General features: G+C 71.6%; 20 protein-coding genes. 9 read left to right on the forward strand and 11 right to left on the reverse strand.

Annotation, left to right across the window (positions count from 1 at the left end; translation table 11 throughout):
• Positions 1-8: 8 nt before the first annotated feature.
• Both AB0F77_RS17270 and ybaK read left to right on the forward strand, forming a co-directional pair.
• A complete protein-coding gene (locus tag AB0F77_RS17270) occupies positions 9-749 on the forward strand; it encodes an LON peptidase substrate-binding domain-containing protein (RefSeq protein ID WP_361948452.1) in 741 nt (246 codons plus the stop codon).
• A gap of 14 nt (positions 750-763) precedes the next feature.
• A complete protein-coding gene (gene ybaK / locus AB0F77_RS17275; protein WP_361948455.1) occupies positions 764-1,264 on the forward strand; it encodes a Cys-tRNA(Pro) deacylase in 501 nt (166 codons plus the stop codon).
• Positions 1,265-1,473: 209 nt separating this feature from the next.
• Here the strand turns inward: ybaK and AB0F77_RS17280 are convergent, their stop codons facing one another.
• The 4 genes from AB0F77_RS17280 to AB0F77_RS17295 all read right to left on the reverse strand — a co-directional run bounded on the left by AB0F77_RS17280 (position 1,474) and on the right by AB0F77_RS17295 (position 5,337).
• A complete protein-coding gene (locus AB0F77_RS17280) occupies positions 1,474-2,100 on the reverse strand; it encodes an AAA family ATPase (protein ID WP_361948458.1) in 627 nt (208 codons plus the stop codon).
• 34 nt (positions 2,101-2,134) lie between these two features.
• Complete coding sequence (locus AB0F77_RS17285) at positions 2,135-2,956, reverse strand: ABC transporter permease (protein ID WP_361948461.1); 822 nt, start codon at positions 2,954-2,956, stop codon at positions 2,135-2,137.
• Positions 2,957-3,035: 79 nt separating this feature from the next.
• On the reverse strand, positions 3,036-4,055 hold the full coding sequence (locus tag AB0F77_RS17290; RefSeq protein ID WP_361948464.1) for an ABC transporter ATP-binding protein: 1,020 nt from the start codon (positions 4,053-4,055) through the stop codon (positions 3,036-3,038).
• 64 nt (positions 4,056-4,119) lie between these two features.
• The gene (locus tag AB0F77_RS17295) at positions 4,120-5,337 is read right to left on the reverse strand and encodes an NYN domain-containing protein (RefSeq protein ID WP_361948467.1); all 1,218 of its coding nucleotides are present in this window, start codon (positions 5,335-5,337) and stop codon (positions 4,120-4,122) included.
• Between the two features lie 224 nt (positions 5,338-5,561).
• On the opposite strand from AB0F77_RS17295, the gene AB0F77_RS17300 reads away from it, so the two are divergent.
• Entirely contained in the window at positions 5,562-5,735 is a 174-nt protein-coding gene (locus AB0F77_RS17300; RefSeq protein WP_361948470.1) for a hypothetical protein, read from the forward strand.
• A 106-nt stretch (positions 5,736-5,841) separates the two neighbouring features.
• On the opposite strand, the gene dnaE is transcribed toward AB0F77_RS17300, so the two are convergent.
• The gene (dnaE, locus tag AB0F77_RS17305) at positions 5,842-9,381 is read right to left on the reverse strand and encodes a DNA polymerase III subunit alpha (RefSeq protein ID WP_361948473.1); all 3,540 of its coding nucleotides are present in this window, start codon (positions 9,379-9,381) and stop codon (positions 5,842-5,844) included.
• Between the two features lie 181 nt (positions 9,382-9,562).
• On the opposite strand from dnaE, the gene AB0F77_RS17310 reads away from it, so the two are divergent.
• The 4 genes from AB0F77_RS17310 to AB0F77_RS17325 all read left to right on the forward strand — a co-directional run bounded on the left by AB0F77_RS17310 (position 9,563) and on the right by AB0F77_RS17325 (position 14,389).
• Positions 9,563-10,912, forward strand: coding sequence for a DUF2252 domain-containing protein (locus tag AB0F77_RS17310; protein WP_361948475.1), 1,350 nt, complete (start codon positions 9,563-9,565; stop codon positions 10,910-10,912).
• A 66-nt stretch (positions 10,913-10,978) separates the two neighbouring features.
• Positions 10,979-11,683 (forward strand): hypothetical protein, encoded by a 705-nt coding sequence (locus AB0F77_RS17315; RefSeq protein ID WP_361948478.1) that lies wholly within the window; start codon positions 10,979-10,981, stop codon positions 11,681-11,683.
• Between the two features lie 106 nt (positions 11,684-11,789).
• Entirely contained in the window at positions 11,790-12,632 is an 843-nt protein-coding gene (locus AB0F77_RS17320; protein ID WP_361948481.1) for a thioredoxin domain-containing protein, read from the forward strand.
• Positions 12,633-12,727: 95 nt separating this feature from the next.
• Entirely contained in the window at positions 12,728-14,389 is a 1,662-nt protein-coding gene (locus AB0F77_RS17325) for an alkaline phosphatase D family protein (protein WP_361948484.1), read from the forward strand.
• A 34-nt stretch (positions 14,390-14,423) separates the two neighbouring features.
• Here the strand turns inward: AB0F77_RS17325 and AB0F77_RS17330 are convergent, their stop codons facing one another.
• Entirely contained in the window at positions 14,424-14,993 is a 570-nt protein-coding gene (locus AB0F77_RS17330; RefSeq protein WP_361948486.1) for a dienelactone hydrolase family protein, read from the reverse strand.
• A gap of 106 nt (positions 14,994-15,099) precedes the next feature.
• On the opposite strand from AB0F77_RS17330, the gene AB0F77_RS17335 reads away from it, so the two are divergent.
• Entirely contained in the window at positions 15,100-16,146 is a 1,047-nt protein-coding gene (locus AB0F77_RS17335) for a mechanosensitive ion channel domain-containing protein (RefSeq protein WP_361948489.1), read from the forward strand.
• Positions 16,147-16,340: 194 nt separating this feature from the next.
• On the opposite strand, the gene AB0F77_RS17340 is transcribed toward AB0F77_RS17335, so the two are convergent.
• From AB0F77_RS17340 to AB0F77_RS17360, 5 genes are all read right to left on the reverse strand, one after another.
• Positions 16,341-17,927, reverse strand: coding sequence for a Na+/H+ antiporter (locus AB0F77_RS17340; protein ID WP_361948492.1), 1,587 nt, complete (start codon positions 17,925-17,927; stop codon positions 16,341-16,343).
• Between the two features lie 175 nt (positions 17,928-18,102).
• Complete coding sequence (locus tag AB0F77_RS17345) at positions 18,103-18,570, reverse strand: GNAT family N-acetyltransferase (protein WP_361948495.1); 468 nt, start codon at positions 18,568-18,570, stop codon at positions 18,103-18,105.
• A complete protein-coding gene (locus AB0F77_RS17350; RefSeq protein ID WP_361948498.1) occupies positions 18,567-19,511 on the reverse strand; it encodes an RluA family pseudouridine synthase in 945 nt (314 codons plus the stop codon). The genes AB0F77_RS17345 and AB0F77_RS17350 overlap by 4 nt, the downstream gene beginning before the upstream one ends.
• 45 nt (positions 19,512-19,556) lie before the next feature.
• Entirely contained in the window at positions 19,557-20,177 is a 621-nt protein-coding gene (lspA, locus tag AB0F77_RS17355; protein WP_361948501.1) for a signal peptidase II, read from the reverse strand.
• Between the two features lie 67 nt (positions 20,178-20,244).
• Positions 20,245-21,177 carry a TraR/DksA family transcriptional regulator gene (locus AB0F77_RS17360; RefSeq protein ID WP_361948504.1) on the reverse strand — a complete coding sequence of 311 codons (933 nt, stop codon included), beginning with the start codon at positions 21,175-21,177 and terminating at the stop codon, positions 20,245-20,247.
• Between the two features lie 588 nt (positions 21,178-21,765).
• On the opposite strand from AB0F77_RS17360, the gene ileS reads away from it, so the two are divergent.
• Entirely contained in the window at positions 21,766-24,912 is a 3,147-nt protein-coding gene (ileS, locus tag AB0F77_RS17365; RefSeq protein WP_361948507.1) for an isoleucine--tRNA ligase, read from the forward strand.
• Positions 24,913-25,175 lie beyond the last annotated feature (263 nt).

A 25,175-nucleotide genomic window follows, 5' to 3' on the forward strand; every position in this document is an offset into this window, starting at 1 on the left:
GTGACGCCGTGACCACCGTCCGTCTCCCCCTCTTCCCGCTGAACTCGGTGCTGTTCCCGGGACTGGTGCTCCCTCTGAACGTCTTCGAGGAGCGCTATCGCGCCATGATGCGCGATCTGCTGAAGTCCCCCGAGGACGAACCGCGCCGGTTCGCCGTCGTGGCCATCCGCGACGGCCACGAGGTGGCGCCGAGCGCGCCGGGCATGCCGGACCCCACGGCGCAGCCCGAGCGCGGCCCCGCCGCGGGCTTCGGCCCCGACCCGGTCCGGGCGTTCCACGGGGTGGGCTGTGTGGCCGACGCCGCGACGATCCGGGAGCGGGCCGACGGCACGTTCGAGGTGCTGGCGACCGGGACGACCCGGGTGCGGCTGCTGTCGGTGGACGCGTCGGGGCCGTTCCTGACGGCGGAGCTGGAGTCGCTGGCGGAGGAGCCGGGCGACGAGGCGGGGGCGCTGGCGGAGGGGGTACTGCGGTCGTTCCGGCAGTACCAGAAGCGGCTGGCGGGGGCGCGGGAGCGGTCGCTGGCCTCGGGTGCGGACCTGCCGGACGAGCCGGCGGTGGTGTCCTACCTGGTGGCCGCGGCGATGATGCTGGACACCCCGACGAAGCAGCGGCTGCTCCAGGCGCCCGACACGGCGTCGCGGCTGCGGGACGAGCTGAAACTCCTTCGCGCCGAGACGGCCATCATCCGTAACCTGCCCTCACTGCCCGCGTCGGACCTGACGCGGGGCCCGACGAGCCTGAACTGAGATCCGGAACACCCGTGGCGAAGAAGTCGAAGAAGCAGCAGCCGGGCGGCACACCGGCGACGGTGGCCCTGACGGCGGCGGGCGCGCAGTACACCGTGCACTCCTACGAGCACGACCCCGCGCACCCCTCGTACGGCGAGGAGGCGGCCGAGGCGATGGGGGTGTCCCCCGAGCGGGTGTTCAAGACGCTGGTGGCGGACGTCGACGGCGCGCTGACGGTGGCGGTGGTGCCGGTGTCGGGCTCCCTGGACCTGAAGGCGCTGGCGGCCGCGGTGGGCGGCAAACGCGCGGCGATGGCCGACCCGGCCCTGGCGGAACGCACCACGGGCTACGTCCGCGGCGGCATCTCCCCCCTGGGCCAGCGCAAGAGGCTCCCCACGGTCCTGGACGACTCGGCGACGGCCCACTCCACCATCTGTGTCTCGGCGGGCCGCCGCGGCCTGGAGGTGGAACTCTCCCCCACCACCCTGACCACCCTGACAGAAGCCACGCTGGCTCCCATCGCCCGCCCCTGACACGGCCTGGCGACACAACTCGCGAAGCTCGCTCTTCGATCTGCCGAGTCGGGTGATGGGCACACCGTGCGACGCCCACCTTCCCCACCCACCGACCCTTCCCGCCCTTGCCCCGCCTTATGACGTCCCGAGTCGGGTGGCGGGTGGGCACGGGTCTCGGGGGGCCGGGGGCGGAGCCCCCGGGGTGGTGGGGCAGCCGGGTCGGCCCGTTACGCCGGGGGCAGGGTTTCCGGGTCGCGGGGGCCGAACAGGGCCGTCAGTCCCAGGTGGACCACCAGCGCGGCGAACGGCCACGCCAGCAACGCCCCCTTCGTCCCCAGCTTCAACGGCGCCGAGAAGGTGACCCCCTTCCCCACCGCCTTCGCGTGAGCGATCACGTCCTTCTCGGGCCCCAGGAACACCCCAAGCCGCCAGGCGACGACCCCGCCGAGCAACGCCCCGACCCCCAGCCCCACCGCCAGCGGCACCCCGCCCCGCCGCCGCAGCAGGAACACCACGACCGCGCTCACCGCCCCGAACGCCAGCGCCAGCAGCGTGAACGTGCCGTCCACCCCGATCGCCTGCTCGCCCTCGCTGTCCTTGAGGTACACGACCCAGTTCTTGTCGACCTGGTCCCCCACCAGGGGCACGTGCGGCGCCAGCCACACCCACAGCAGCCCGAGCAACACCCCGCACACCGTCAGCGCGACCGCGACCACGGCGGCCTCACGCACTTCCGTCTTCATCCCGGGCCCGTCCTGTTCGTACGCGCCCCCGGCCACCGGCGGCGGCACCTGCCACGCCTGGTAGGAGGACTGGTCGTGCGGCGGCGGAGGCGGCGAGAACGGTGCGGTCACCCTGACATCGTGCCAGGCCCGCCTGTGCGGCGCGTCATCGGACGGCGGCCCGCCGGTACGCCCAGGTGGCCACGGCCAGCGACACCACCCCGACCCCGGCGCACACCCCCAGGTCAGCGAGGACGAGCGCCCAGTCGGGACGCGCCCCGAAGGTCCGCGCGTACGCCTCCACGCCGTACGTCGACGGCAGCAGGTCCCGTGCCAGCCGTACGATCTCGGGCATCCGGTCGGCCGGCAGCACCCCCAGCAGCAGCGCCGCGGACATGCCCAACTGGCCGAGCAGCGTCGCCAGTTCCGGCCGGGGCGCGAGCAGCCCGCAGGCCGCGCCCAGCCCGGAGAGCGCCGCGCCGGCGAGCGGGATCACGGCGAGCAGTATCCACAGGTTGGTCAGCGGCAGCCCGAACAGCACGGACCCGAACACGGCCGTCACCAGCGTCCCCGGCACGGTGAACGAGGCGTACGCCCCCGCCGCGCCCAGCACGACCGCCGCCGGCGGCACCGGCAGCGTCGCGTAGTGGTCGAGCCCGCCGCTGGCCCGCAGGTGCCCGAAGTACTGGGCGAGCAGGTTGAGGGCAACGTAGGCGACGACCACGATCGAGGACCCGGCCACCACGGACTGCGCCTCGCCGCGGCTGTCGACCACTCCGCGCATCATGATCATGATGCCGACGGACTGGAAGGTCGCGACGAACAGCAGCGGGATGCGCGCCACCCGGGCCCGGGACAGCTGCGCCCGGTAGACGGCCACCAGCGACGGCCACAGCCGCGCGCGCGGCCCCAGCCCGGCCGCGCCCGCGGCCGTGTCCTCCACGGCCAGGGCACCGCCCGGCAGAACCTCCGCGGGTACGACACTCACGTCGAGCAGCTCCTCTTCCGTACGGGGGCGGAACCGTCCTCAAGGGACCGTACGGCTCCCGCGCCCCTTCCGCTCACGCTCACGCCTTCACCAGCCCCTGCCGGGCGGCCCCGCCCAGCGCCAGGTACACGTCCTCCAGGCTGGGCGTGGCGAGCGTGAAGTCGTCCAGCGCGGCGAAGGCGGCGCCGCCGGTGACCGTGGCGACGACCGCGCGGGCCTCCTCGGGCGCGAGCCGCAGTGTCCAGCGGCGCCCGGACTCGGTGGCGCGTTCCCGCAGCACGGCGATCTCGGGCACCTCCAGCGGCGCCCGTTCCCGCCACACCAGTTCGACCCGCACCTCGTCGGCGACGCGCTCCTTGAGCCCGGCCGGGGTGTCGCAGGCGATGACCCGGCCCTGGTCGAGGACGGCGACCCGGTCGAGGACGGTCTCGGCCTCGATGACGTTGTGGGTGACCAGCAGCACGGTCGTGCCCTGCTCGGCCCGCCGCCGGTCGACGGCCGCCCACACCGCCCGCCGGGCCACCGGGTCCATGCCGGTGGTCGGCTCGTCGAGCACGAGCAGCGGGCGCGGGCCCACGAGTGCCGTGGCGAAGCAGGCCAGCCGCCGCTGCCCGCCGGACAGCTTCTTCAGCGCGCGCCCGGCGATCGGGGTGAGGCCGAGCTCGTCGAGCACGGCGTCCCGCTCGGCCCGCGCCCGCCGTACCTCCAGGCCGCGCAGGCGTCCGGTGGTCTCGGCGGCGAGGGAGACGGTCAGTTCGTCGAGCGCGGTGGACTCCTGGCCGAGGTAGGCGAGGATGCGCGCGGCCCGCTCGGGGTGGCGCACGATGTCGTGGCCGAGGATCTCGACGCTGCCCGTGTCGGGGCGCAGCAGTCCGGTCAGCTGCCGGACCAGGGTGGACTTGCCGGCGCCGTTCGGGCCGAGGAGTCCGAAGATCTCCCCGCGCCGGACGTCCAGCTCCACGCCGTCGGTGGCGCGGACCTCGGGCACCGCCGGCACTCCCCGCCGCGCGCGCACGGCCGGGTAGGTCTTGGTCAGCCCGCGCACGGCGCACACGACGTCACTCTGGTGCCGAAGTGCCTGTGCCGCGCGCGTACTCACAAGGGACGAGCCTAAGGGGTCCGGGCGCCCCGGCCGTTCCCGGGGTGGGGCGCGTCAGGCCGTCTCACTCGCCCGCGGGGGCACGCTCGGTCGCCGTCCGGGGGTCGATCTCACGCCAGAACCCCGCCCGGATGGCGTAACGGTCGTGTTCGTCGATCTGGTCGTCCTTGTGGGCGAGCAGACCGAAGCGGGCCGCGTAGCGCAGCAGCTCGCCGTCGATGCGGTGCGGGATGCGCGGGTACATGCCGGACAGCTTCTGCAGGTGGTTCTGGTCGCCGAGGCGGGCCGTCCAGCGGCGGGCGAAGACCTGTCCGACCTCGTAGGGGTCGCCGCCGACGGTGGTGATGTCCTCCTCGCGGTCGGCCCACCGCTGCTCGGCCGTGGTGAGCTGCGCGAGCGTCGGCATGGCGGTCACGTCGGGGGACTCGGCGGCGGCGCCGGGCCGGTCGACCCAGCCCTTGTCGGAGGACCAGCGCAGGGTCGCGGTCGTGGGGTGCTGGACGGCGTGCGGTCCGGGGGCGCGCAGCGCGGCGAGGTCCTTGGGGGTGGGCACGCCCTTGGCCGTGGGGACGCGTTCCTGGGCGCCGTTCTCACCGGCGGCGGGCGCGGGCTGCTCCTCCTGCACGGGGGGCCGCTCGGTGGCGCCGGCGAGCGCGGAGTCGGGCAGGGGCGCGGAGAGGATCGCGGCGATCTCGGGCCGGGGCACGGGCGGCGGGGCGCAGATCCCGCCGAGTTCCTTGACGCGTACGGCCTTGGTGATCCACGTACGGTCGAGGACGCGGCGTTCGTCGGCCTCGGCGACCAGGTCCTCGGACTGGTTGTAGTCGCCGTCGGCGGCCTGGACGGCCCACAGGTGCACGGCGACGCCGTGTTCCTTGGCGGCCATCATGCCGGGCAGCAGATCGCCGTCGCCGGTGACGAGGACGATGTCGGAGCAGGCGCGGTTGCGGGCGAGTTCGGTCAGTTCGGCGTGCATGGCCGCGTCCACGCCCTTCTGGGCCCAGCGGCCGTCACTGCGGGTGAGGGCACCGAGCCGGACGGTGACCCGGGGCATGACGCGCAGCCTGCGGTGTTCGGGCTGGGGCACCCTGTCGGGGGCGCCGTCGAACCAGTAGATGCGCAGCAGTGGGCGCTCGGTGTCGGCCTCGGCGCGTTCACGCAGCCCCTGGATGAGGGCGGCATGGTCGACGGTGATCCGGGAACGCGACGGTTCACCGGCGAGGAGACTCGCGGCGGCTCCCAGCAGATACCCGGCGTCCACCAGGACGATGCAGCGGTCCACGCGACTCACCCTCTTCCTGGGAGGATTGCTACAGGCTGTGCTTCGAGTCTGCCCGACCACGCGGGGGTTAACGGCCGGAACTCGATCTTCGGCGTGGCGTTTCGGTGCCGTGGTCACCGACATTCCCTGTCACAGACGGTAATTATCCGACATGCGCCTCCTGTCTGCCTATGTGAATCTGATGGCGGCCCTGGCCCCTCATCCCCCTCAGGAGGCAGATCACCATGGCCAAGAACAAGAACCGCAAGCAGGCCGGCCCGCAGAACCGCGCCTCGCAGGCCGAACAGGCATCGGAGCAGGCGCACCGGTCGGAGACGCACGAGTCCCCGATACCCCAAGTGCAGGGCGGCCCGGCGGATGTTGCGCGTAAGCAGCAGAAGCGCTTCGGCCACAACTGAGGCCGCCGTCCCGGGACTCGATCGACCCGGTGGGGCCGGTGACGGCCCGAGCGCCTGAGAGGGGCGCACCCCACGCGGGGTGCGCCCCTCTTCGTGTCGCGCTCGCTCAGCCGGCCAGGCAGGACGGGCCGAGCAGCACCTTCAGGTCGCCGAACAGGGCCGGGTCCGGCTTCACCCGGTGCCGGTCGAGGCGGAGCACCGTGGTCTTGCGGGGGCCCTGGAGCTTGATGCGGACCTCGCTGTCGCCCTTGTGGTGGCTGAGGATCTCGCCGAGGCGGCTGACCATCGGCGGGGTGACCCGCGTGGCCGGGATGGTGAGGATCACGGGCGCGTTGGTGCCGGCCGTGGACAGGTCGGGGACCGTCAGCTCCATCGCGACGAGGCGCGGCACGTCCTCGCGCTTGTCGAGGCGGCCCTTGACGAACACCACGGCGTCCTCGACGAGTTGGGTGGAGACGAGCTGGTAGGTCGCCGGGAAGAACATGCACTCGATGGAACCGGCGAGGTCCTCCACGGTGGCGATGGCCCAGGCGTTGCCCTGCTTGGTCATCTTGCGCTGGAGGCCCGAGATGATGCCGCCGATGGTGACGACCGCGCCGTCCGCGTGCTCCCCGCCGGTGAGCTGGGCGATGCCCGCATCGGCCTTGTCGGACAGCACGTGCTCCAGGCCGAACAGCGGGTGGTCGGAGACGTAGAGGCCGAGCATCTCCCGTTCCTGGGCGAGCAGGTACGTCTTCTCCCACTCCTCGGTGGTGAACTCGACGTCGAGTCCGAAGCCGGGCTCGCTGCTGGTGTCCTCGCCCATCCCGCCGAAGAGGTCGAACTGTCCCTCGGCCTCCTTGCGCTTGACCGCGACCACGTTGTCGATCATCGGTTCGTACTGGGCGGTGAGTCCCTTGCGGGTGTGCCCCATGGTGTCGAAGGCGCCGGCCTTGATCAGCGATTCCGTGGTGCGCTTGTTGCAGGCGATCGCCTCGACCTTGTCGAGGTAGTCCGGGAAGGACGCGTACTTGCCCTTGGCCTTGCGGCTCCTGATGATGGACTCGACCACGTTGGTGCCGACGTTGCGCACGGCCTCCAGGCCGAACAGGATCACGTCGTCGCCCTGCGCCGCGAAGTTGTGGACCGACTCGTTGACGTTCGGCGGGAGCACCTTGATGCCCATGCGGCGGCACTCGTTGAGGTAGACGGCCGACTTGTCCTTGTCGTCCTTGACCGAGGTGAGCAGACCGGCCATGTACTCGGCGGGGTGGTTCGCCTTCAGGTAGGCGGTCCAGTACGAGACCAGGCCGTACGCGGCGGAGTGCGCCTTGTTGAAGGCGTAGCCGGCGAAGGGCACCAGCACGTCCCACAGGGCCTGGATCGCCTCATCGCTGTAGCCGTTCTTCTGCGCGCCGGCCTGGAAGATGGTGAAGTTCTTGGCCAGTTCGTCGGGCTTCTTCTTGCCCATGACGCGGCGCAGGATGTCGGCCTCGCCGAGCGAGTAGCCGGCGATGATCTGGGCGGCCTTCTGCACCTGCTCCTGGTAGACGATCAGGCCGTAGGTGACGGCCAGGACCTCTTCCAGGGGCTCCTCCAGCTCCTTGTGGATCGGGGTGATCTCCTGGAGCTTGTTCTTGCGCAGCGCGTAGTTGGTGTGCGAGTCCATGCCCATCGGGCCCGGACGGTAGAGCGCGGAGACGGCGGAGATGTCTTCGAAGTTGTCGGGCTTCATCAGGCGCAGCAGCGAGCGCATGGGGCCGCCGTCGAACTGGAAGACGCCCAGGGTGTCGCCGCGCTGGAGGAGCTCGAAGGTCTTCGGGTCGTCGAGCGGCAGGGCCAGCAGGTCGAGGTCGATGCCCTTGTTGGACTTCACCATCTTGACGGCGTCGTCCATGATCGTCAGGTTGCGCAGGCCGAGGAAGTCCATCTTCAGCAGGCCGAGCGACTCGCACTGCGGGTAGTCCCACTGCGTGATGGTCACGCCGTCCGTGTGCCGCACCCAGATCGGGGCGTGGTCGACGATGGGCTCGCTGGACATGATCACGCCGGCGGCGTGCACGCCCATCTGCCGCACCAGGCCCTCGACGCCCTTCGCGGTGTCGATGACCTTCTTGACGTCCGGCTCGTTCTCGTACATCCCGCGGATCTCGCCGGCCTCGTTGTAGCGCGGGTGCGAGGGGTTGGTGATGCCGTCGAGGTCGATGCCCTTGCCGAGGACGTCGGCGGGCATCGCCTTGGTGAGGCGGTCGCCCATCGCGTACGGGTAGCCCAGCACGCGCGCGGAGTCCTTGATCGCGTTCTTGGCCTTGATCTTGCCGTAGGTGCCGATCATGGCGACCTTGTCGGCGCCGTACTTCTCCGTCACGTACCTGATCACCTCGACGCGCCTGCGCTCGTCGAAGTCGATGTCGACGTCGGGCATGGAGATGCGCTCGGGGTTGAGGAACCGCTCGAAGATCAGACCGTGCGGGATCGGGTCGAGGTCGGTGATGCCCATGGCGTAGGCGACGATCGAGCCGGCCGCGGAGCCTCGGCCGGGGCCGACCGCGATGCCGTTGTTCTTGGCCCACATGATGAAGTCGGCGACCACGAGGAAGTAGCCGGGGAAGCCCATCGAGATGATGACGTCCATCTCGTAGTCCGCCTGCTTCTGGCGGTCCTCGGGGATGCCGCCGGGGAAGCGGCGCTCCATGCCGCGGCGGACCTCCTCCTTGAACCAGGTGACCTCGGTGAAGCCCTCCGGGATGTCGAACTTGGGCATCAGGTCGCGCTTCTCGAACATGCCCGTGGTGTCGACCATCTCGGCGACCAGGAGCGTGTTGGCGCAGCCCTCCTGCCAGGCGTCCGAGGAGTCGACGGCGTACATCTCGTCCGTGGACTTCAGGTAGTAGCCGGTGCCGTCGAACTTGAAGCGGTCGGGGTCGGAGAGGTTCTTGCCGGTCTGGATGCACAGCAGGGCGTCGTGGGCGGTCGCCTCGTGCGCGTAGGTGTAGTGCGAGTCGTTGGTGACCAGCGGGGGGATGCCCAGCTTCCTGCCGATCTCGAGCAGGCCGTCGCGGACCCGGTGCTCGATGTCGATGCCGTGGTCCATCAGCTCCAGGAAGTAGCGGTCCTTGCCGAAGATGTCCTGGTAGTCGGCGGCGGCCTTCAGCGCCTCGTCGTACTGGCCGAGGCGCAGCCGGGTCTGGAGCTCGCCGGAGGGGCAGCCGGTGGAGGCCACGATCCCCTCGGACCACTGGGAGATCGTCTCCTTGTCCATCCGGGGCCACTTCTGCAGCCAGCCCTCGGCGTAGGCGTCGGAGGAGAGCCGGAAGAGGTTGTGCAGGCCGGTGCTGTTCACGGCCCACATCGTCTTGTGGGTGTAACCGCCGGAACCGGAGACGTCGTCCCGCTTCTGGTGCGGCTGACCCCACTGGATCTTGCGCTTGTTGCGCCGGGACTCGGGGGCGACGTACGCCTCGATCCCGATGATCGGGGTGATCCCCGCCTTCTTCGCGGTGTGGAAGAAGTCGTACGCCCCGTGGAGGTTGCCGTGGTCGGACATGGCGATGTGCGTCATGCCCATCTCGTTGCAGGCGTTGAACATGTCCTTCAGCCGCGCGGCACCGTCCAGCAGCGAGTACTGGGTGTGGACGTGCAGGTGCGTGAAGGGCGGCTTTGACACGGTTTCTGCCTCCGAGGGAAACATGCGTCGACGATCTTCCGACCGGCTGCGAACGGTCTGGGGGACAGCGCCGAAGTCTATGCCCCGGCACTGACACCTGACGGGCACTCCCACGTACCGTCGTGCGTTGGACACGACAGACCCGCTGTCGTTCACGTCATGCACCAGGAGGCACCCCGCGATGTCGGTTCCCCGGCTCAACGACGAGCAGCGCGGCGAGGAGATCCTCGCCGTCTTCGACACCGCCTTCGGCCAGCTCCTGGCCGCCGATCCGGCCGCGTTCCGCGTCAAGTTCCGCAAGATGGCGGCCTCGGCCTTCGCGTTCTACCGGGGCACGGCGTGCCTCTTCTACCACGACCTCGACGCGGGGAACGCCGGGCGGGGCGGCGGGAGGGTGCTCAGCGGACCGTACCTGGACGAGCGCACCTCCCGCGTGTGGATCCACGGCGACCTCCACGCGGAGAACTTCGGCACGTACATGGACTCCAACGGCCGTCTGATCTTCAACGTCAACGACTTCGACGAGGCGTACGTCGGCCCCTTCACCTGGGACCTCAAGCGCTTCTCCGCCTCCATCGCCCTGATCGGCTATGCGAAGGCGCTCGGCGACGAGCAGATCACCGAGCTGGTGCGGATCTACGCGGGCGCGTACCGCGAGCGTGTGCACGCGCTGGCCACGGGCGCCAAGAGCGACGAGGTGCCGCCCTTCACGCTGGACACCGCGCAGGGCCCGCTCCTGGACGCGCTGCGCGACGCCCGCTCGCTGACCCGCTTCGGCCTGCTGGACTCGATGACCGAGATCCGCGACTTCGAGCGCCGCTTCGCGCCGGGCGGCGGCTCCGTCGAGCTGGACGCGGCCACCCGGTACAAGGTCCTCGCGGCCTTCGACGGCTATCTGGAGACCCTGCCGGAGACCTCCCTGGCCCGCCCCGACTCGTACCGGGTGAAGGACGTCGTGGGCCGCCGCGGCGTCGGCATCGGCTCGGCCGGCCTGCCCTCGTACAACATCCTCCTGGAGGGCCACAGCGACGCCCTGGAGAACGACGTCGTCATCTACATCAAGCAGGCCCAGACCCCGGCGGTCTCCCGCCACGTCACCGACCCGGCGATCCGCGACTACTTCCTGCACGAGGGCCACCGCACGGTGATCTCCCAGCGCGCCCTCCAGGCGCACGCGGACCCGTGGCTGGGCTGGACCGAGCTGGACGGCACGGGCCAGCTGGTCGCCGAGGTCTCGCCGTACGCGGTCGACCTGGACTGGGGCGACATCGACGACCCGGAGGAGATCGCCTCCGTCGTCGCCGACCTGGGCCGGGCGACGGCCACGATGCACGCGGCCGCCGACGACACCTCCGGCGAGTCCCTGGTGCCGTTCTCCACCGAGCGGGCCATCGACGCGGCGATCGCGGCCGACGAGGACGGCTTCGCGGACCTCCTGACCTCGTTCGCCCACGACTACGGCGCCCGCGCGCGGACCGACCACCAGATCTTCGTCGACCTGTTCCGCAACGGCCGGATCCCGGGGCTGTGACCATCCGGACTCACAGGCATCCTTTAGGGGTCCCTTACCCGAGGACGTGACAGACTCTCCACCGTTATGGACATATCCGGGATCCCGCTCAGAGCCGTGCGCGCGGCGCTGTTCACGGCTGTGGTCGTGACGCTCAGCACCGCGTCGCACGTGCTGCTGTCACGGGTCCCGCTGCCCCTGCCGACCGTGGCGGCGGTCGCGGCCGGCGTGTTCGCCACGGCGTACGCGCTGGCCGGCCGCGAGCGCGGCTTCGGCCACATCGCGGCCCTGCTGGTCCCGCTGGAACTGGCCGCCGACACGGTGTTCACCACCGGCCAGCACGCCTGCTACGGCAGGGCGGGCGGCCCGGTCGCCGGCCCGCTGCGCGCGGTCGGCCTGGACGTGCTGTGCCAGGGCGGCACCGTCGGCACCCCGCTGGCCCGGGTGACCGGCGGACACGGCGGACGCGCCGCCGCGCTGCTGGCCGACGCCGACCCGGGCGCCGCCTGGCTGCTGCTCGCCGCGCACGTCGGCATCGGCCTGCTCGCGGCCGGCTGGTTGCGCCGCGGCGAGCGGGCCCTGGCCCAGCTGCTGCGCGCGGTCGCCGCCACCACCTTCCGGCCGCTGCTCGTGGCGGCCGCCGCCGTGGCGGTCCGGCTGACTCCGGCCCGCCGTCTGCCGCGCCCTGCGCCGCGTACGGCCGCCGCCCGCGATCTGCTTCTCGCGCTCTCCCTGGGACGGCGTGGCCCGCCGTGCTCCCGCCTCCGCTCCCCGGCTCCCGCCTGGCGCTGAGCGGCATCCCGCGTCCGTCCGCGGCGGACGGACGCCCTGAGCACGACCGTTCCCCCACACGTATCCCGTGCACAGCGTGTGCGCGTCCCCTAGGGAGATCACCACCATGAGCAAGCGGAACAGCCAGACCGAGAAGTCGGCGGCCCGGGAGCGGCTGCGCGTCGAGCGCGAGAAGCAGGCCAAGCGCGCCAAGGTCAGGCGGCAGGTCATCGTGGCCGGTTCGGTCGTGGCCGTGCTCGCGGCGGCGGGCGGCATCGGCTACGCCGTCGTCCAGGCCAACAAGCCCAGCTACTGGGAGGGCCTGAAGTCCGACAAGGTCGTCGCCCCGGCCAACACCACGGGAACCGACGGCACCACCGTGGTCATAGGCAAGGCCGACGCGAAGAAGACCCTCAAGGTCTACGAGGACCCGCGCTGCCCGATCTGCGCCCAGTTCGAGCAGGCCGTCGGCCCCACGGTGAAGAAGGACATCGACGACGGCAAGTTCAAGATCCAGTACGTCGGCGGCACCTTCATCGACGGCGACGCGCTCGGCAAGGGCACCATCGGCTCCCGCGGCGAGGGCTCCAAGAACGCGATGAGCGCCATGGGCGCCGCCCTGAACGTCAGCTCGGAGGCGTTCCTGGAGTACAAGACCGCCCTGTACTCCAGCAAGTACCACCCCGAGGAGACGGACGACAAGTTCAAGAGCGACGACTACCTGATCAAGGTCGCCGACACCGTCCCCGCCCTCAAGGGCAACACCAAGTTCCAGGACGCCGTGAAGAACGGCACCTACGACGCCTGGGCCCTGGCCATGTCGAAGACCTTCGACACCAACAAGGACAGCGTGACGGGCACCCCGAGCTTCGTCATGGACGGCAAGATGCTCACCGCGCCCGGCAGCCAGAACCCGCCGATGACGGTGGAGGAGTTCAACACGGTGGTGGACGCGGCCCTCAAGGCCTGACCCCCGCCGCGCGCCGAGCGACGGCCGGATGAAGAGCGGGCGAACATTCCCGGTTCGCCCGCTCTGGCATATACCGATCAGTAACCTGATCGGTCGTGACCAGTCGATACAGACCATCCGAGGACACCAACTCCCTTACGCCACGCCGCCGTACGGTCGTCAAGGCCGCGGCGGCGACCGCTGTCCTGGCCGGGCCTCTGGCCGCCGCCCTGCCGGCCCGCGCCGCCACGGACGCCCCCGCCTTCCTGCACGGCCTCGCCTCCGGCGACCCGCTGCCCGACGGCATCCTCCTGTGGACCCGTGTCACCCCCACCGCCGACGCCGTACCCGGCTCCGGGCTCGGTCCGGACACCGAGGTGAGCTGGGTCCTCGCCACGGACAAGGCGCTGACGAACGTCGTCCTCCGGGGATCGACCACGGCCACGGCCGCCTCCGACCACACGGTCAAGGCCGACGTCCGCGGCCTGCGCCCGGCCACCGACTACTGGTTCCGCTTCTCCGCGGGCGGCACCGACTCCCCGGTGGCGCGCACCCGCACCGCGCCGGCGGCGGACGCCGCCGTGCAGGGCCTGCGCTTCGGCGTGGTCTCCTGCGCCAACTGGGAGGCCGGCTACTTCGCCTCCTACCGCCACCTCGCGGCCCGCGGCGACCTCGACGCCTGGCTGCACCTCGGCGACTACATCTACGAGTACGCCTCCGGCGACTACGGCACCCGCGGCACCGTCGTCCGCCCCCACGCGCCGGCCCACGAGATCCTCACGCTCGCCGACTACCGCACCCGGCACGGCAGGTACAAGACCGACCCCGACCTCCGGGCCCTGCACGCCAAGGCGCCCGTCATCGCGATCTGGGACGACCACGAGTTCGCCAACGACGCCTGGTCGGGCGGCGCCGAGAACCACACCGAGGGCGCCGAGGGCACCTGGACCGCCCGGCAGGCCGCCGCCCGGCAGGCGTACTTCGAGTGGATGCCGGTCCGCACGGCCGTCGCGGGCACCACCTACCGCCGGCTGCGCTTCGGCAAGCTCGCCGACCTCTCCCTGCTCGACCTGCGCTCCTTCCGCTCGCAGCAGGCGTCCGTCGGCAGCGGTTCGGTCGACGACCCCGACCGCACGATCACGGGCCGCGCCCAACTCGACTGGCTGAAGGCCGGTCTGAAGACGTCCGACACCACCTGGCGGCTCGTCGGCAACTCCGTGATGATCTCCCCCTTCGCCGTCGGTTCGCTCTCCGCCGACCTGCTCAAGCCGCTCGCCAAGCTGCTCGGGCTGCCGCAGGAGGGCCTCGCCATCAACACCGACCAGTGGGACGGCTACACCGACGACCGGCGCGAACTCCTCGCCCATCTGCGCTCGAACGCCATCCGCAACACGGTCTTCCTCACCGGCGACATCCACATGGCGTGGGCCAACGACGTGCCGGTGGACGCCGGGACCTACCCGCTGTCGGCCTCGGCCGCCACGGAGTTCGTGGTGACCTCGGTGACCTCCGACAACCTCGACGACATCGTGAAGGTCCCCGAGGGCGTCGTCTCCGCGATCGCCGCCCCGCTGATCCAGGCCACCAACCGCCATGTCCACTGGGTGGACACGGACCGCCACGGCTACGGCGTCCTGGACATCACCGCCGACCGCGCGCAGATGGACTACTACGTCCTGTCCGACCGCACGAAGGCCGACGCCACCTCGTCCTGGGCCCGTTCCTACCGCACCCGCACCGGCACGCAGAAGGTCGAGCGCACCTACGACCCCGTGTAGCGGCCGCCCGCCGGCCCCGGGGAGCCGGCCGGTCCTACAGGCTGTCGAGGAAGCCGAGCGCCACCCGCCAGGTGGCCTCGGCCGCCTCCTCGTCGTAGTCCGGCAGACCGGGGTCGGTGTAGAGATGGCCCGCCCCGGCGTACCGGTACACCTCCACGTCGGCTCCCGTCCGGCCCATCCGGAGGTACCAGGCGCTCAGCCAGTCGTCCGTCTCGAACGGGTCCGGCTCCGCCACGTGCAGTTGGACCGGCAGGTCGTCCGCGGTGGCGTTCGGCGCGATGTCGGAGGTGCCGTGCAGGAGCAGCAGCCCGCGCGCCCGCTCGTCGCCGAGTGCCAGCGTCTGGGCGATCGAGGCCCCGAGCGAGAACCCCGCGTACACCAGGCCCCGTTCCGAGTAGGGCGCCGCCGCGAGGACCGCCCGCCTCAGCAACTCGTCCTTGCCGATGGACTCGTTGAAGGCCATGCCCTCCTCGACCGTCTCGAACGTGCGCCCCTCGAAGAGGTCCGGGGTCCACACCTCGTGCCCCGCGTCGCGCAGTCGGCCGGCCGCCTCCCGCACGGCGGGCCGCGGACCGTAGGTCGAGTGAAAGAGCATGATGTTCATGAGGCCATCGTGCCAGCCGTGATTCCCGTCACCGCACCGCGGCCGTACCCACCTCCTTCCCGAACACACATGTTCATGGCCGCTCGGGCCGGTTACGTTCTCCGGCATGGATAACGTTCTCCGCCCACTGATCGTCGTCGGCGGTTCCGTCGTCCTCACCCTGCTGATCGGCTGGGTCACGGACCTGTTGCTGCGCAAGGCCGACGAACGCCACCGGGAGACGCCCCTGTGGGGTCTCCTGCGCCGCGCCCGCGTCCCGTACCAGCTGATGCTGTGCGCGGCGCTGCTGCGCGGCTCCTACGACACGGCGAGGCTGCTGGAGGCCCACCGGGTAGGGATCGGCCGCACGCTGACCTTGGTCCTCATCGGCTCGGTCGCCTGGCTGCTGGTGCGGATCGCGGCGGCGGTCGTCGAGACCTCGTACACCCGCTATGCCCGCGTCCACCACGACGCCGCGCGGGTGCGCCGCGTCCGCACCCAGGTGTCGCTGATCATGCGGGTGGTGACGGCGGTCGTCGGTGTGGTGGCCGTGGCCGCGATGCTGCTGACCTTCCCCGCGATGCGCGCGGCCGGCGCCTCCCTGCTGGCCTCGGCCGGCATCCTGGGCATCGTGGCCGGTGTCGCCGCCCAGTCCACGCTGTCCAATCTGTTCGCCGGTCTCCAGATCGCCTTCGGCGACATGGTGCGGCTCGGCGACACGGTCGTCGTGGACGGGGAGTGGGGCACGGTCGAGGAGATCACCCTGACGTACCTGACCGTGCGGACCTGGGACGAGCGCCGGATCACCATGCCCGTGTCGTACTTCACCGCGAAGCCCTTCGAGAACTGGTCCCGCGGCACCCCCGAGATGACCGGGGTGGTGTTCTGGCACGTCGACCACACGGCGCCCGTCGAGGCGATGCGCGAGAAGCTCCAGGAGATCCTGCGCGACTGCCCCGCGTGGGACGGCCGCGCCTATGGCCTGGCGGTCACCGACTCGACGCCGAGCACCATGGAGGTGCGGGCGATCGTGACCGCGAAGGACGCGGACGACGTGTGGACCGTACGCGTCACGGTCCGCGAGCGGATGATCCGCTGGCTGACGGACGAACACCCCTACGCGCTGCCGCGGGTGAACACGGCGGACGCCGTCCGCCCGCCCGTCACCGGCTGACACCGCACGCTCCTCGACTCCCATGTCCCGCACCTCCCGTGCCGCGCGCCTCTCATGTCGCGCACCTCTCACGCCGTGAGACTACGAGCCCGCCGATTCCGGTGCCGCGAACTGTCCACAGCCCCGGTGTGCTCGTATGACCGGACCGGACCGGCTCGGGCACGGGCACGGGCACAGGCACGGGAGGTGCCTCCTCAGCGCAGGCTGCGCACGTCGAGGTGGCGCAGCACCCGGTCCACGATCTCCGGGTCGGCCCCCGCCTCGCTGCGCGCCGCCAGCACCTCGTGCCGGGCCGCGCTGAGCATCTCCCCCTGGATGCGCCGCACCCGCTTCAGTCTGCGCACCCGCTGCTGATGCGCCTCCCGCCGCTCGTCCTCCCCCACGTCGGGACTGATCCGCACCCCGATCTCGAAGGCCCGCCGCAGCATCTGCTCGGACAGCTCCTCCGGCAGCTCCTCGACCTGCTCGATCTCCCGCAGCCGTGTCTTCGCCGCCTTCGCAGCCCGCAGCGCCAGTTGCTTCTCGAACTCCTTCTCCCGCTCGGTGTCCGCCTGCACCCCCAGCCGTCTCACCAGCCACGGCAGCGTGAGCCCCTGGAGCACCAGCGTTCCGACGATCACCCCGAACGCGATGAACACGATCTCGTCCCGGTCGGGGAACGGCGTCCCCGCCTCGGTGCGCAGCGGCACGGCGAGCGCCAGCGCCACGGAGGCCACCCCGCGCATCCCGGACCACCACATCACTACGGTCTCCCGCCACCCCGTCGGGATCTCCTCGTCGTAGTCGCGGCGGGCGTGCATCCGCTTGGTGAGCCAGGTCGCGGGCAGCAGCCACAGCAGCCGTACGACCACCACGACGCCCACGATCGCCGCCGCCCAGCCCAGCAGCTCGCCCCACCGCCCGGACGCCGTCCGGATCGCGTTGTGCAGTTCGAGGCCGATCAGCCCGAACGCGACCCCGGTGACCAGGGTGTCCACGATGTCCCAGAAGGTGTGCCCCGCCAGCCGTGTCATCACGTCGTCGGCGTCGGTGGCGTACTCGGACAGGAACAGGGCGGTGGTGAGCACCGCGAGCACACCGGAGCCGTGCAGCTCCTCGGCGAGGACGTACGAGGCGTAGGGCACCAGCAGGGTCAGCCCGATCTGGAGGGTCGGGTCCTCCAGCAGGTCCATCAGCCGGTTCGCGCCCCAGCCGAGCACGAGGCCGACGACGAGCGCGACCACCGCGGACAGCACCAGGTCGAGGCCGGCCCGCCAGGGCGAGAACTCGCCGCTGACGACCGCGGCGATCGCCACGTGGTACAGCACGATCGCCGTGACGTCGTTGAACAGCCCCTCGCCCTCCAGGATCGACACGAGCCGGCGCGGCAGCCCGAGCCGTCCCGCGACGGCGGTGGCCGCGACCGGGTCCGGCGGCGCGACCAACGCGCCCAGCGCCACGGCAGCGGCGATCGGCAGGCCGGGCACGATCGCGCCGGCGACGAACGCCACCGAGACCGTGGTGACGAACACCAGGGCGACGGCCAGCAGGAAGATCGGCCGTCTGTTGGCCGCGAACTGCCGCCAGGACGTGCGCCGCACCGCCGCGTACAGCAGCGGCGGCAGCAGCGCGGGCAGGATCAGCTCGGGCGGGATGTCCACGTCCGGCACGAAGTCCAGCACCGCGAGCACGATCCCGAGCAGGGTCATCAGGACCGGCGCCGGCAGCGCGAACCGTTCCCCGACCGGGACGCTCACCAGGGCCCCGAGCAGCAACACGAACAACAGGGCCAGCTGGTCCACGGCACCCTCCGGGCGTCTGCGGTCACACGGCGATGTTCAGCCTGCCCCGGCGGTCGGCCCGGGGTGGGCACGGCACGATGTGTTTGTGCCGTGCTTCGTCTGCGGGTGGTTCGTGGCCGGTCGCGCAGTCCCCGCGCCCCTTGCGTCCTTCGGGGCGCTCCGGTGCCGGGCGCTTCTAGAAGGTGCGGCGCATGGCCCGGTGCGGGATGCCCGCCTCCGGGTACTCCGGGCCGTACGGCTCGTAGCCCAGCCGCTCGTAGAAGCCCAGGGCGTGCGTCTGGGCGTGCAGGTCGACCGCGGTCAGTCCGCGCGCGCGTGCGGCGTCCTCGATGGCCCGCACCAGCGCCACGCCTATGCCGAGCCCGCGGGCCTCCTTCGCCACGGCGAGCCGCCCCAGCGAGCCCACCGACGGGTCGCCGCCGTTCTTCGCGGCCGCCGCCTCGCCGTGCAGCAGCCGGCCGGTGCCGAGCGGCACGCCGTCCGCGCGGACCGCGAGCACGTGCACGGCGCCGGGGTCGTACGCGTCGTACTCGATGTCCTGCGGGACGCCCTGCTCGACGACGAAGACCTCCTTGCGCACCGCGAAGCACGCCTCGCGGTCGTCGGGGTCCTCGGCGACCCGCACCTCGTACGGCGTGCTCACGCGTAGGTCTCCTCACGCACCTGGTCGAGGGCCTGCCGGAGGTCCTCGGGGTAGTCGCTCTCGAACTCGACCCAGCCGCCGTCACCGGGGTGCTCGAAGCCGAGCCGCACGGCGTGCAGCCACTGGCGGGTGAGCCGGAGCCGCTTGGCGAGGGTGGGGTCGGCGCCGTAGGTCAGGTCGCCCACGCAGGGGTGGCGGTGGGCGGACATGTGGACGCGGATCTGGTGGGTGCGGCCCGTCTCCAGCTTCACGTCGAGCAGGGAGGCCGCGCGGAACGCCTCGACGAGGTCGTAGTGGGTCACCGAGGGCTTGCCGTCGGCCGTGACGGCCCACTTGTAGTCGTGCTGGGGGTGACGGCCGATGGGGGCGTCGATGGTGCCGCTGGTCGGGTCGGGGTGGCCCTGGACCAGCGTGTGGTAGCGCTTGTCGACCGTGCGCTCCTTGAACTGGCGCTTGAGCGACGTGTACGCGTACTCGGACTTGGCGACGACCATCAGGCCGGACGTGCCCACGTCCAGGCGGTGCACGATGCCCTGGCGCTCGGCGGCGCCGGAGGTCGAGATCCGGTACCCGGCGGCGGCGAGGCCGCCGATGACGGTCGGGCCGGACCAGCCGGGCGACGGATGCGCGGCCACGCCGACCGGCTTGACGATCACCACGACGTCGTCGTCGTCGTGCACGATCTCCATGCCCTCGACCGGCTCGGCGACGATCTGCACGGGCGCGGGCGCCTGCGGCATCTCGACCTCCAGCCAGGCACCGCCGCGCACCCGCTCGGACTTGCCGACCACCGAGCCGTCGACCTGGACCTTGCCCGAACCGGCCAGCTCGGCCGCCTTGGTGCGGGAGAAGCCGAACATGCGGGAGATGGCGGCGTCGACGCGCTCGCCCTCCAGGCCGTCGGGCACGGGCAGGGTGCGGATCTCGGGAAGCGTGCTCACCCGTCGAGTATGCCGGACGGGGCGGACGGCCCCGTACGCCCGCCCTCAGTCCTTGTGGACGGTCCCGTCCGGGTCCAGGCCGCGGAAGGACAGCAGGACGATCAGGATGCCGCCGCAGACGATCGCCGAGTCGGCCAGGTTGAACACCGCGAAGCCCTTGGGGGCGATGAAGTCGACGACCTCGCCCTCGAAGACGCCGGGCGAACGGAAGACACGGTCGGTCAGGTTGCCGAGCGCACCGCCGAGGAGCAGGCCGAGCGCGATCGCCCAGGGCAGGCTGTAGAGCTTGCGGGCGAGACGGATGATCACCACGATCACGGCCGCGGCGATCACCGTGAAGATGATGGTGAACGCCTGCCCGAAGCCGAAGGCGGCGCCCGGGTTGCGGATGGCGTTGAACTCCAGCCAGTCCCCGACGACCTGGATGGGCGCGTGGTGCTCCAGCCTGGCGACCACGATCATCTTGCTGACCAGGTCGAGGGCGTACGCGAAGGCGGCCACCGCGAAGAGCACGGCGACACGGCGTCCGCGCCGGGGGCGCCCGTCCGCGACGGCCCGCACGTCCGCGCCGAGGCCGTCCGACACGCCGGGCGCGGGGGCCGCCGGCTGATCTCCGCTGCCGTCCGGGGTGTCCGGCGTACCGATGATGCGCTCCGCCTCTGCCACGTGAGTCCCTCAACCTAGGTGCCTGACTGAGGACGAGAGTACGGCACGCCCCGGACGACCCACACGCTCAGTAGCGGCGTTCCTGCTTCTGCTTGCACTCCACGCACAGGGTGGCCCGCGGGAACGCCTGCATGCGGGCCTTGCCGATGGGATTGCCGCAGTTCTCGCACAGGCCGTACGTGCCCGCGTCCAGCCGGGCCAGGGCGCGCTCGGTCTGGACGAGCATCTCGCGCGCGTTGGCGGCCAGCGCCAGTTCGTGCTCGCGCGTGATGTTCTTCGTGCCCGTGTCCGCCTGGTCGTCGCCCGCGCCGTCCCCGGAGTCCCGCATCAGACCCGCGAGGGCCTGCTCGGACGAGTCGAGCTCGGCCCTCAGCCGCGCCCCCTCCGAGAGCAGCTCCGCGCGGGCCGCCTCGACCTCCTCCGGCGTCCACGGGTCCTCACCGGGACGCACCGCGAGTTCGCCGGGCTCCACCGCGGCGGCCCGCGCCTTGGGGACGGCGGTCTTGGCCGCCGTGGCCGTGCCAGGAGTCTTCTTCGCAACCACCGTCGTGGCTCCCGTCTGCTTCGCGGCCCGCGCCGCGCCCGCCTTCTTGGCCTTGCTCTTGCCGCCCGCGGTCTTCTTGCGGGGCGCACTCGCCGCCCCGACGGCCTCGTCGGCCGCCCCGCCCTCCGCGCGGGTGCTCCTCGCGCCTGTCCTCCTCGCGGGTGCCTCGGCGTTCGGCCTGGTCGCACCGGGCTTTTCGGCAGCCGCCTTCCTGGCGGTCGCCTCCGCACCCCCGGCGGTCCCGGCCTCCGCCTTCTTGGCGTCCGTCGCCTTCTCGGCCGTCTTCCTGGCCCCCGTCTTCTTGGCAGCAGCCTTCTTGGCAGCCGTCTTCTTGGCGGCCGCTTTCCCGGCGGCGTTCTTCCTGCCCCCTGTCTCCCCGGCCGGGCCGCCGGAGGCCCCCGCGCCCTTCGGGCTCCTGGACGCCGACTGCTGTACGGCGGTCTTCTTCGCCACCATGGCCGCGGCCCCTTCACATACTGTGATTTTGCTCGCGAATCGTGCTGGGACGATAAATCGACTTCAGTCCCGCGGCAACGGGGCACGCCGCCCGATCCGCCCGGCCCGCGCCCCCCTCCTCACGAGCATGCATCCGTTGTGCCCAGCTCCCCGCCGGGTAATCCGCCGAGCCCCTCGTCCCAGGATGCGAACACCCGTGCAACGCCGTTCGGGTCACTCCGGCCCCCGGTCCGGCCCGCCCTCCGGACCTTCGAAATCCGGTCGGCCGCTGTCCGCGGGGCGCCGTACACTGGGCGGAGCGAAAAGCGTGGATGGGGACGAGTAGCGGCGTACGCAGCCGAGAGCGACCCGGGGACGGTGGGAGCCCGGGGGCGAGCGCGACGCGAAGATCACCCCGGAGCCGCCGGAAGAAAGCCCAGCAGGGCGAGTAGAGCCGGCATCGCGACCCCAATGAGGGGGCTCACCGGCGCACACGGCGCCCGGCGGGCCAAGGAGGGTGGTACCGCGGGAGCGCGCCGCACACGGCGTAGGCACAAGGCTCTCGTCCCTCCGACGGAAGGCAGCACGTCCGTTGGAGGAAGCTCCCAGATGACAGAGCCGACGTACCGATCGGTCCCCGCCCAGGTCGACCTGCCCGCGCTGGAGCACGCGGTGCTCGACTTCTGGCGCGAACAGAAGATCTTCGCCAAGAGCCTGGACCAGTCCGCGGGCCGTCCCGAGTGGGTGTTCTACGAGGGCCCGCCGACCGCCAACGGCATGCCCGGTGCGCACCACATCGAGGCCCGCGTCTTCAAGGACGTCTTCCCCCGCTTCCGCACCATGCGCGGCTACCACGTGGGCCGCAAGGCCGGCTGGGACTGCCACGGCCTGCCGGTGGAGCTGGCGGTCGAGAAGGAGCTGGGCTTCTCCGGCAAGCAGGACATCGAGGCGTACGGCATCGCCGAGTTCAACGCCAGGTGCCGCGAGTCCGTGACCCGCCACACCGACGCCTTCACCGACCTGACGACCCGCATGGGCTACTGGGTCGACCTGGACGACGCCTACCGCACGATGGACCCCGAGTACATCGAGTCGGTCTGGTGGTCGCTGAAGGAGATCTTCGACAAGGGCCTGCTGGTCCAGGACCACCGGGTCGCACCCTGGTGCCCGCGCTGCGGCACCGGCCTGTCCGACCACGAGCTGGCGCAGGGCTACGAGACGGTCGTCGACCCCTCCGTCTACGTCCGCTTCCCGCTCACCTCCGGTCCGCTCGCCGGCGAGGCCGCCCTCCTGGTGTGGACGACGACCCCCTGGACCCTGGTGTCCAACGCGGCGGTCGCCGCGCACCCCGAGGTGACCTACGTCGTCGCGACGGACGGCACGGAGAAGCTCGTCGTCGCCGAGCCGCTCCTCGCCAAGGCGCTCGGCGAGGGCTGGGAGCCCACCGGTGAGACCTTCACCGGCGCCGAGATGGAGCGCTGGACGTACGAGCGGCCCTTCGAGCTGGTCGAGGTCCCCGAGTCCACGGGCGGCGCCCTGTACGTGGTCAACGCCGAGTACGTCACCACCGAGGACGGCACCGGTCTGGTCCACCAGTCCCCCGCCTTCGGAGAGGACGACCTCAAGGTCGGCCGCGCGTACGGCCTGCCGGTCATCAACCCCGTCCGCCCCGACGGCACGTTCGAGGAGGACGTGCCCCTGGTCGGCGGCGTCTTCTTCAAGAAGGCCGACGAGCGGCTCACCGAGGACCTCGCCGCGCGCGGGCGCCTGTTCCGGCACGTGCCGTACGAGCACAGCTACCCGCACTGCTGGCGCTGCCACACCGCGCTGCTCTACTACGCGCAGCCGTCCTGGTACATCCGCACCACGGCGATCAAGGACCGGCTGCTCGCGGAGAACGAGCGGACCAACTGGTTCCCGGACACGGTCAAGAACGGCCGGTACGGCGACTGGCTGAACAACAACATCGACTGGGCGCTGTCCCGCAACCGCTACTGGGGCACGCCGCTGCCGATCTGGCGCTGCGCGGAGGACCACCTCACGGTCGTCGGCTCCCGCGCGGAGCTGACCGAGCTGACCGGCACCGACCAGTCCGGGCTCGACCCGCACCGCCCGTACATCGACGAGGTCACGTTCGCCTGCCCGCAGTGCTCGGCGACGGCCACGCGCGTGCCGGAGGTCATCGACGCCTGGTACGACTCGGGGTCCATGCCGTTCGCGCAGTGGGGCTACCCGTACAAGAACAAGGAGCTGTTCGAGAGCCGGTACCCGGCGCAGTTCATCTCCGAGGCGATCGACCAGACCCGCGGCTGGTTCTACACGCTGATGGCGGTCGGCACGCTGGTCTTCGACAAGTCGTCGTACGAGAACGTGGTCTGCCTCGGTCACATCCTCGCCGAGGACGGCCGGAAGATGTCCAAGCACCTGGGCAACATCCTCCAGCCGATCCCGCTGATGGACCAGCACGGCGCGGACGCGGTGCGCTGGTTCATGGCGGCCGGCGGCTCCCCGTGGGCGGCCCGCCGCGTCGGCCACGGCACGATCCAGGAGGTCGTCCGCAAGACGCTGCTGACGTACTGGAACACGGTCGCCTTCCAGGCGCTGTACGCCCGTACGTCGAACTGGGCGCCGTCCGCCGCCGACCCGGCCCCGGCCGAGCGCCCGGTCCTGGACCGCTGGCTGCTGTCCGAGCTGCACGCGCTCACCGACCAGGTCACGCAGTCCCTGGAGGCGTACGACACGCAGCGCGCCGGCAAGCTCCTGTCCGCGTTCGTCGACGACCTGTCCAACTGGTACGTACGCCGCTCCCGGCGCCGCTTCTGGCAGGGCGACAAGGCCGCGCTGCGCACCCTGCACGAGGTCGTCGAGACGGTCACCAAGCTCATGGCGCCGCTGACGCCGTTCATCACCGAGCGGGTCTGGCAGGACCTGGTCGTGCCGGTCACCCCCGGTGCGCCGGAGTCGGTGCACCTGGCGTCCTGGCCGGAGACGGACCTGTCCGCGATCGACCCGGAGCTGTCGAAGGACATGGTGCTGGTGCGCCGGCTGGTGGAGCTCGGCCGTGCCACGCGCGCGGAGTCGGGCGTCAAGACCCGGCAGCCGCTGTCGCGGGCGCTCATCGCGGCGGCCGGCTTCGAGTCCCTGCACCCCGAGCTGCACGCGCAGATCACGGAGGAGCTGAACGTCTCCTCGCTCGCCTCGCTGTCCGAGGTGGGCGGCTCGCTGGTCGACACCACGGCCAAGGCGAACTTCCGCGCGCTGGGCAAGCGGTTCGGCAAGCGGGTGCAGGACGTCGCCAAGGCGGTCGCCGACGCGGACGCGGCGGCGCTGTCGCTGGCGCTGCGGGAGGGCACGGCGTCGGTGGAGGTCGACGGCGAGACGGTGACGCTGGCGCCGGACGAGGTGATCATCACCGAGACCCCGCGCGAGGGGTGGTCGGTGGCGTCCGACTCCGGTGCGACGGTGGCGCTCGACCTGGAGATCACCGAGGAGCTGCGGCAGGCCGGGCTCGCCCGGGACGCGATCCGGCTCATCCAGGAGGCGCGCAAGAACAGCGGGCTGGACGTCGCCGACCGGATCGCGCTGCGGTGGACGTCGACGGACACCGCGGTGATCGCCGCCCTGAGCGAGCACTCGGGGCTGATCTCGGACGAGGTGCTGGCGGTGGAGTTCGGGCAGGGGGAGGCCGACGCCACGTACGGCTCCGCCTTCACCGACGAAGGTCTGTCGCTGACGTTCCGTCTCCGCAAGGTCTGATCCCCCGGGCACCACCCGGCCGGCCGGGAAGCGGGCGTCGCCCGCGGGGGCCGATCGCCGTCGGCCCCCACCGGCCGCCCCGGCGATCGGCCCCGCCCGTCCGGCCTGGCACGAACCCGGTGCGCGGGGAACATGTGGGGATCAAGTGTGTGCGGTTGGCCCATAAACCGTGAACACGCGTAGCACAAGGGCGGGGCCCCGGAAGGTGATCCGGGGCCCCGCCCTGTTGAACGATGCCGACGCCTCTGGCGTGCTCCTGGCCG

This window comes from Streptomyces sp. NPDC026672 (genome assembly GCF_040638185.1).
Lineage (GTDB): Bacteria > Actinomycetota > Actinomycetes > Streptomycetales > Streptomycetaceae > Streptomyces.

Excerpts from the sequence above, each read along its gene's own strand:
- AB0F77_RS17300 (WP_361948470.1), top strand. The coding sequence starts at position 5,562 with ATGGCCAAGAACAAGAACCGCAAGCAGGCCGGCCCGCAGAACCGCGCC.
- AB0F77_RS17310 (WP_361948475.1), top strand. The coding sequence starts at position 9,563 with ATGTCGGTTCCCCGGCTCAACGACGAGCAGCGCGGCGAGGAGATCCTC.
- AB0F77_RS17315 (WP_361948478.1), top strand. The coding sequence starts at position 10,979 with ATGGACATATCCGGGATCCCGCTCAGAGCCGTGCGCGCGGCGCTGTTC.
- AB0F77_RS17320 (WP_361948481.1), top strand. The coding sequence starts at position 11,790 with ATGAGCAAGCGGAACAGCCAGACCGAGAAGTCGGCGGCCCGGGAGCGG.
- AB0F77_RS17330 (WP_361948486.1), bottom strand. The coding sequence starts at position 14,993 with ATGAACATCATGCTCTTTCACTCGACCTACGGTCCGCGGCCCGCCGTG.
- AB0F77_RS17335 (WP_361948489.1), top strand. The coding sequence starts at position 15,100 with ATGGATAACGTTCTCCGCCCACTGATCGTCGTCGGCGGTTCCGTCGTC.
- AB0F77_RS17360 (WP_361948504.1), bottom strand. The coding sequence starts at position 21,177 with ATGGTGGCGAAGAAGACCGCCGTACAGCAGTCGGCGTCCAGGAGCCCG.
- ileS (WP_361948507.1), top strand. The coding sequence starts at position 21,766 with ATGACAGAGCCGACGTACCGATCGGTCCCCGCCCAGGTCGACCTGCCC.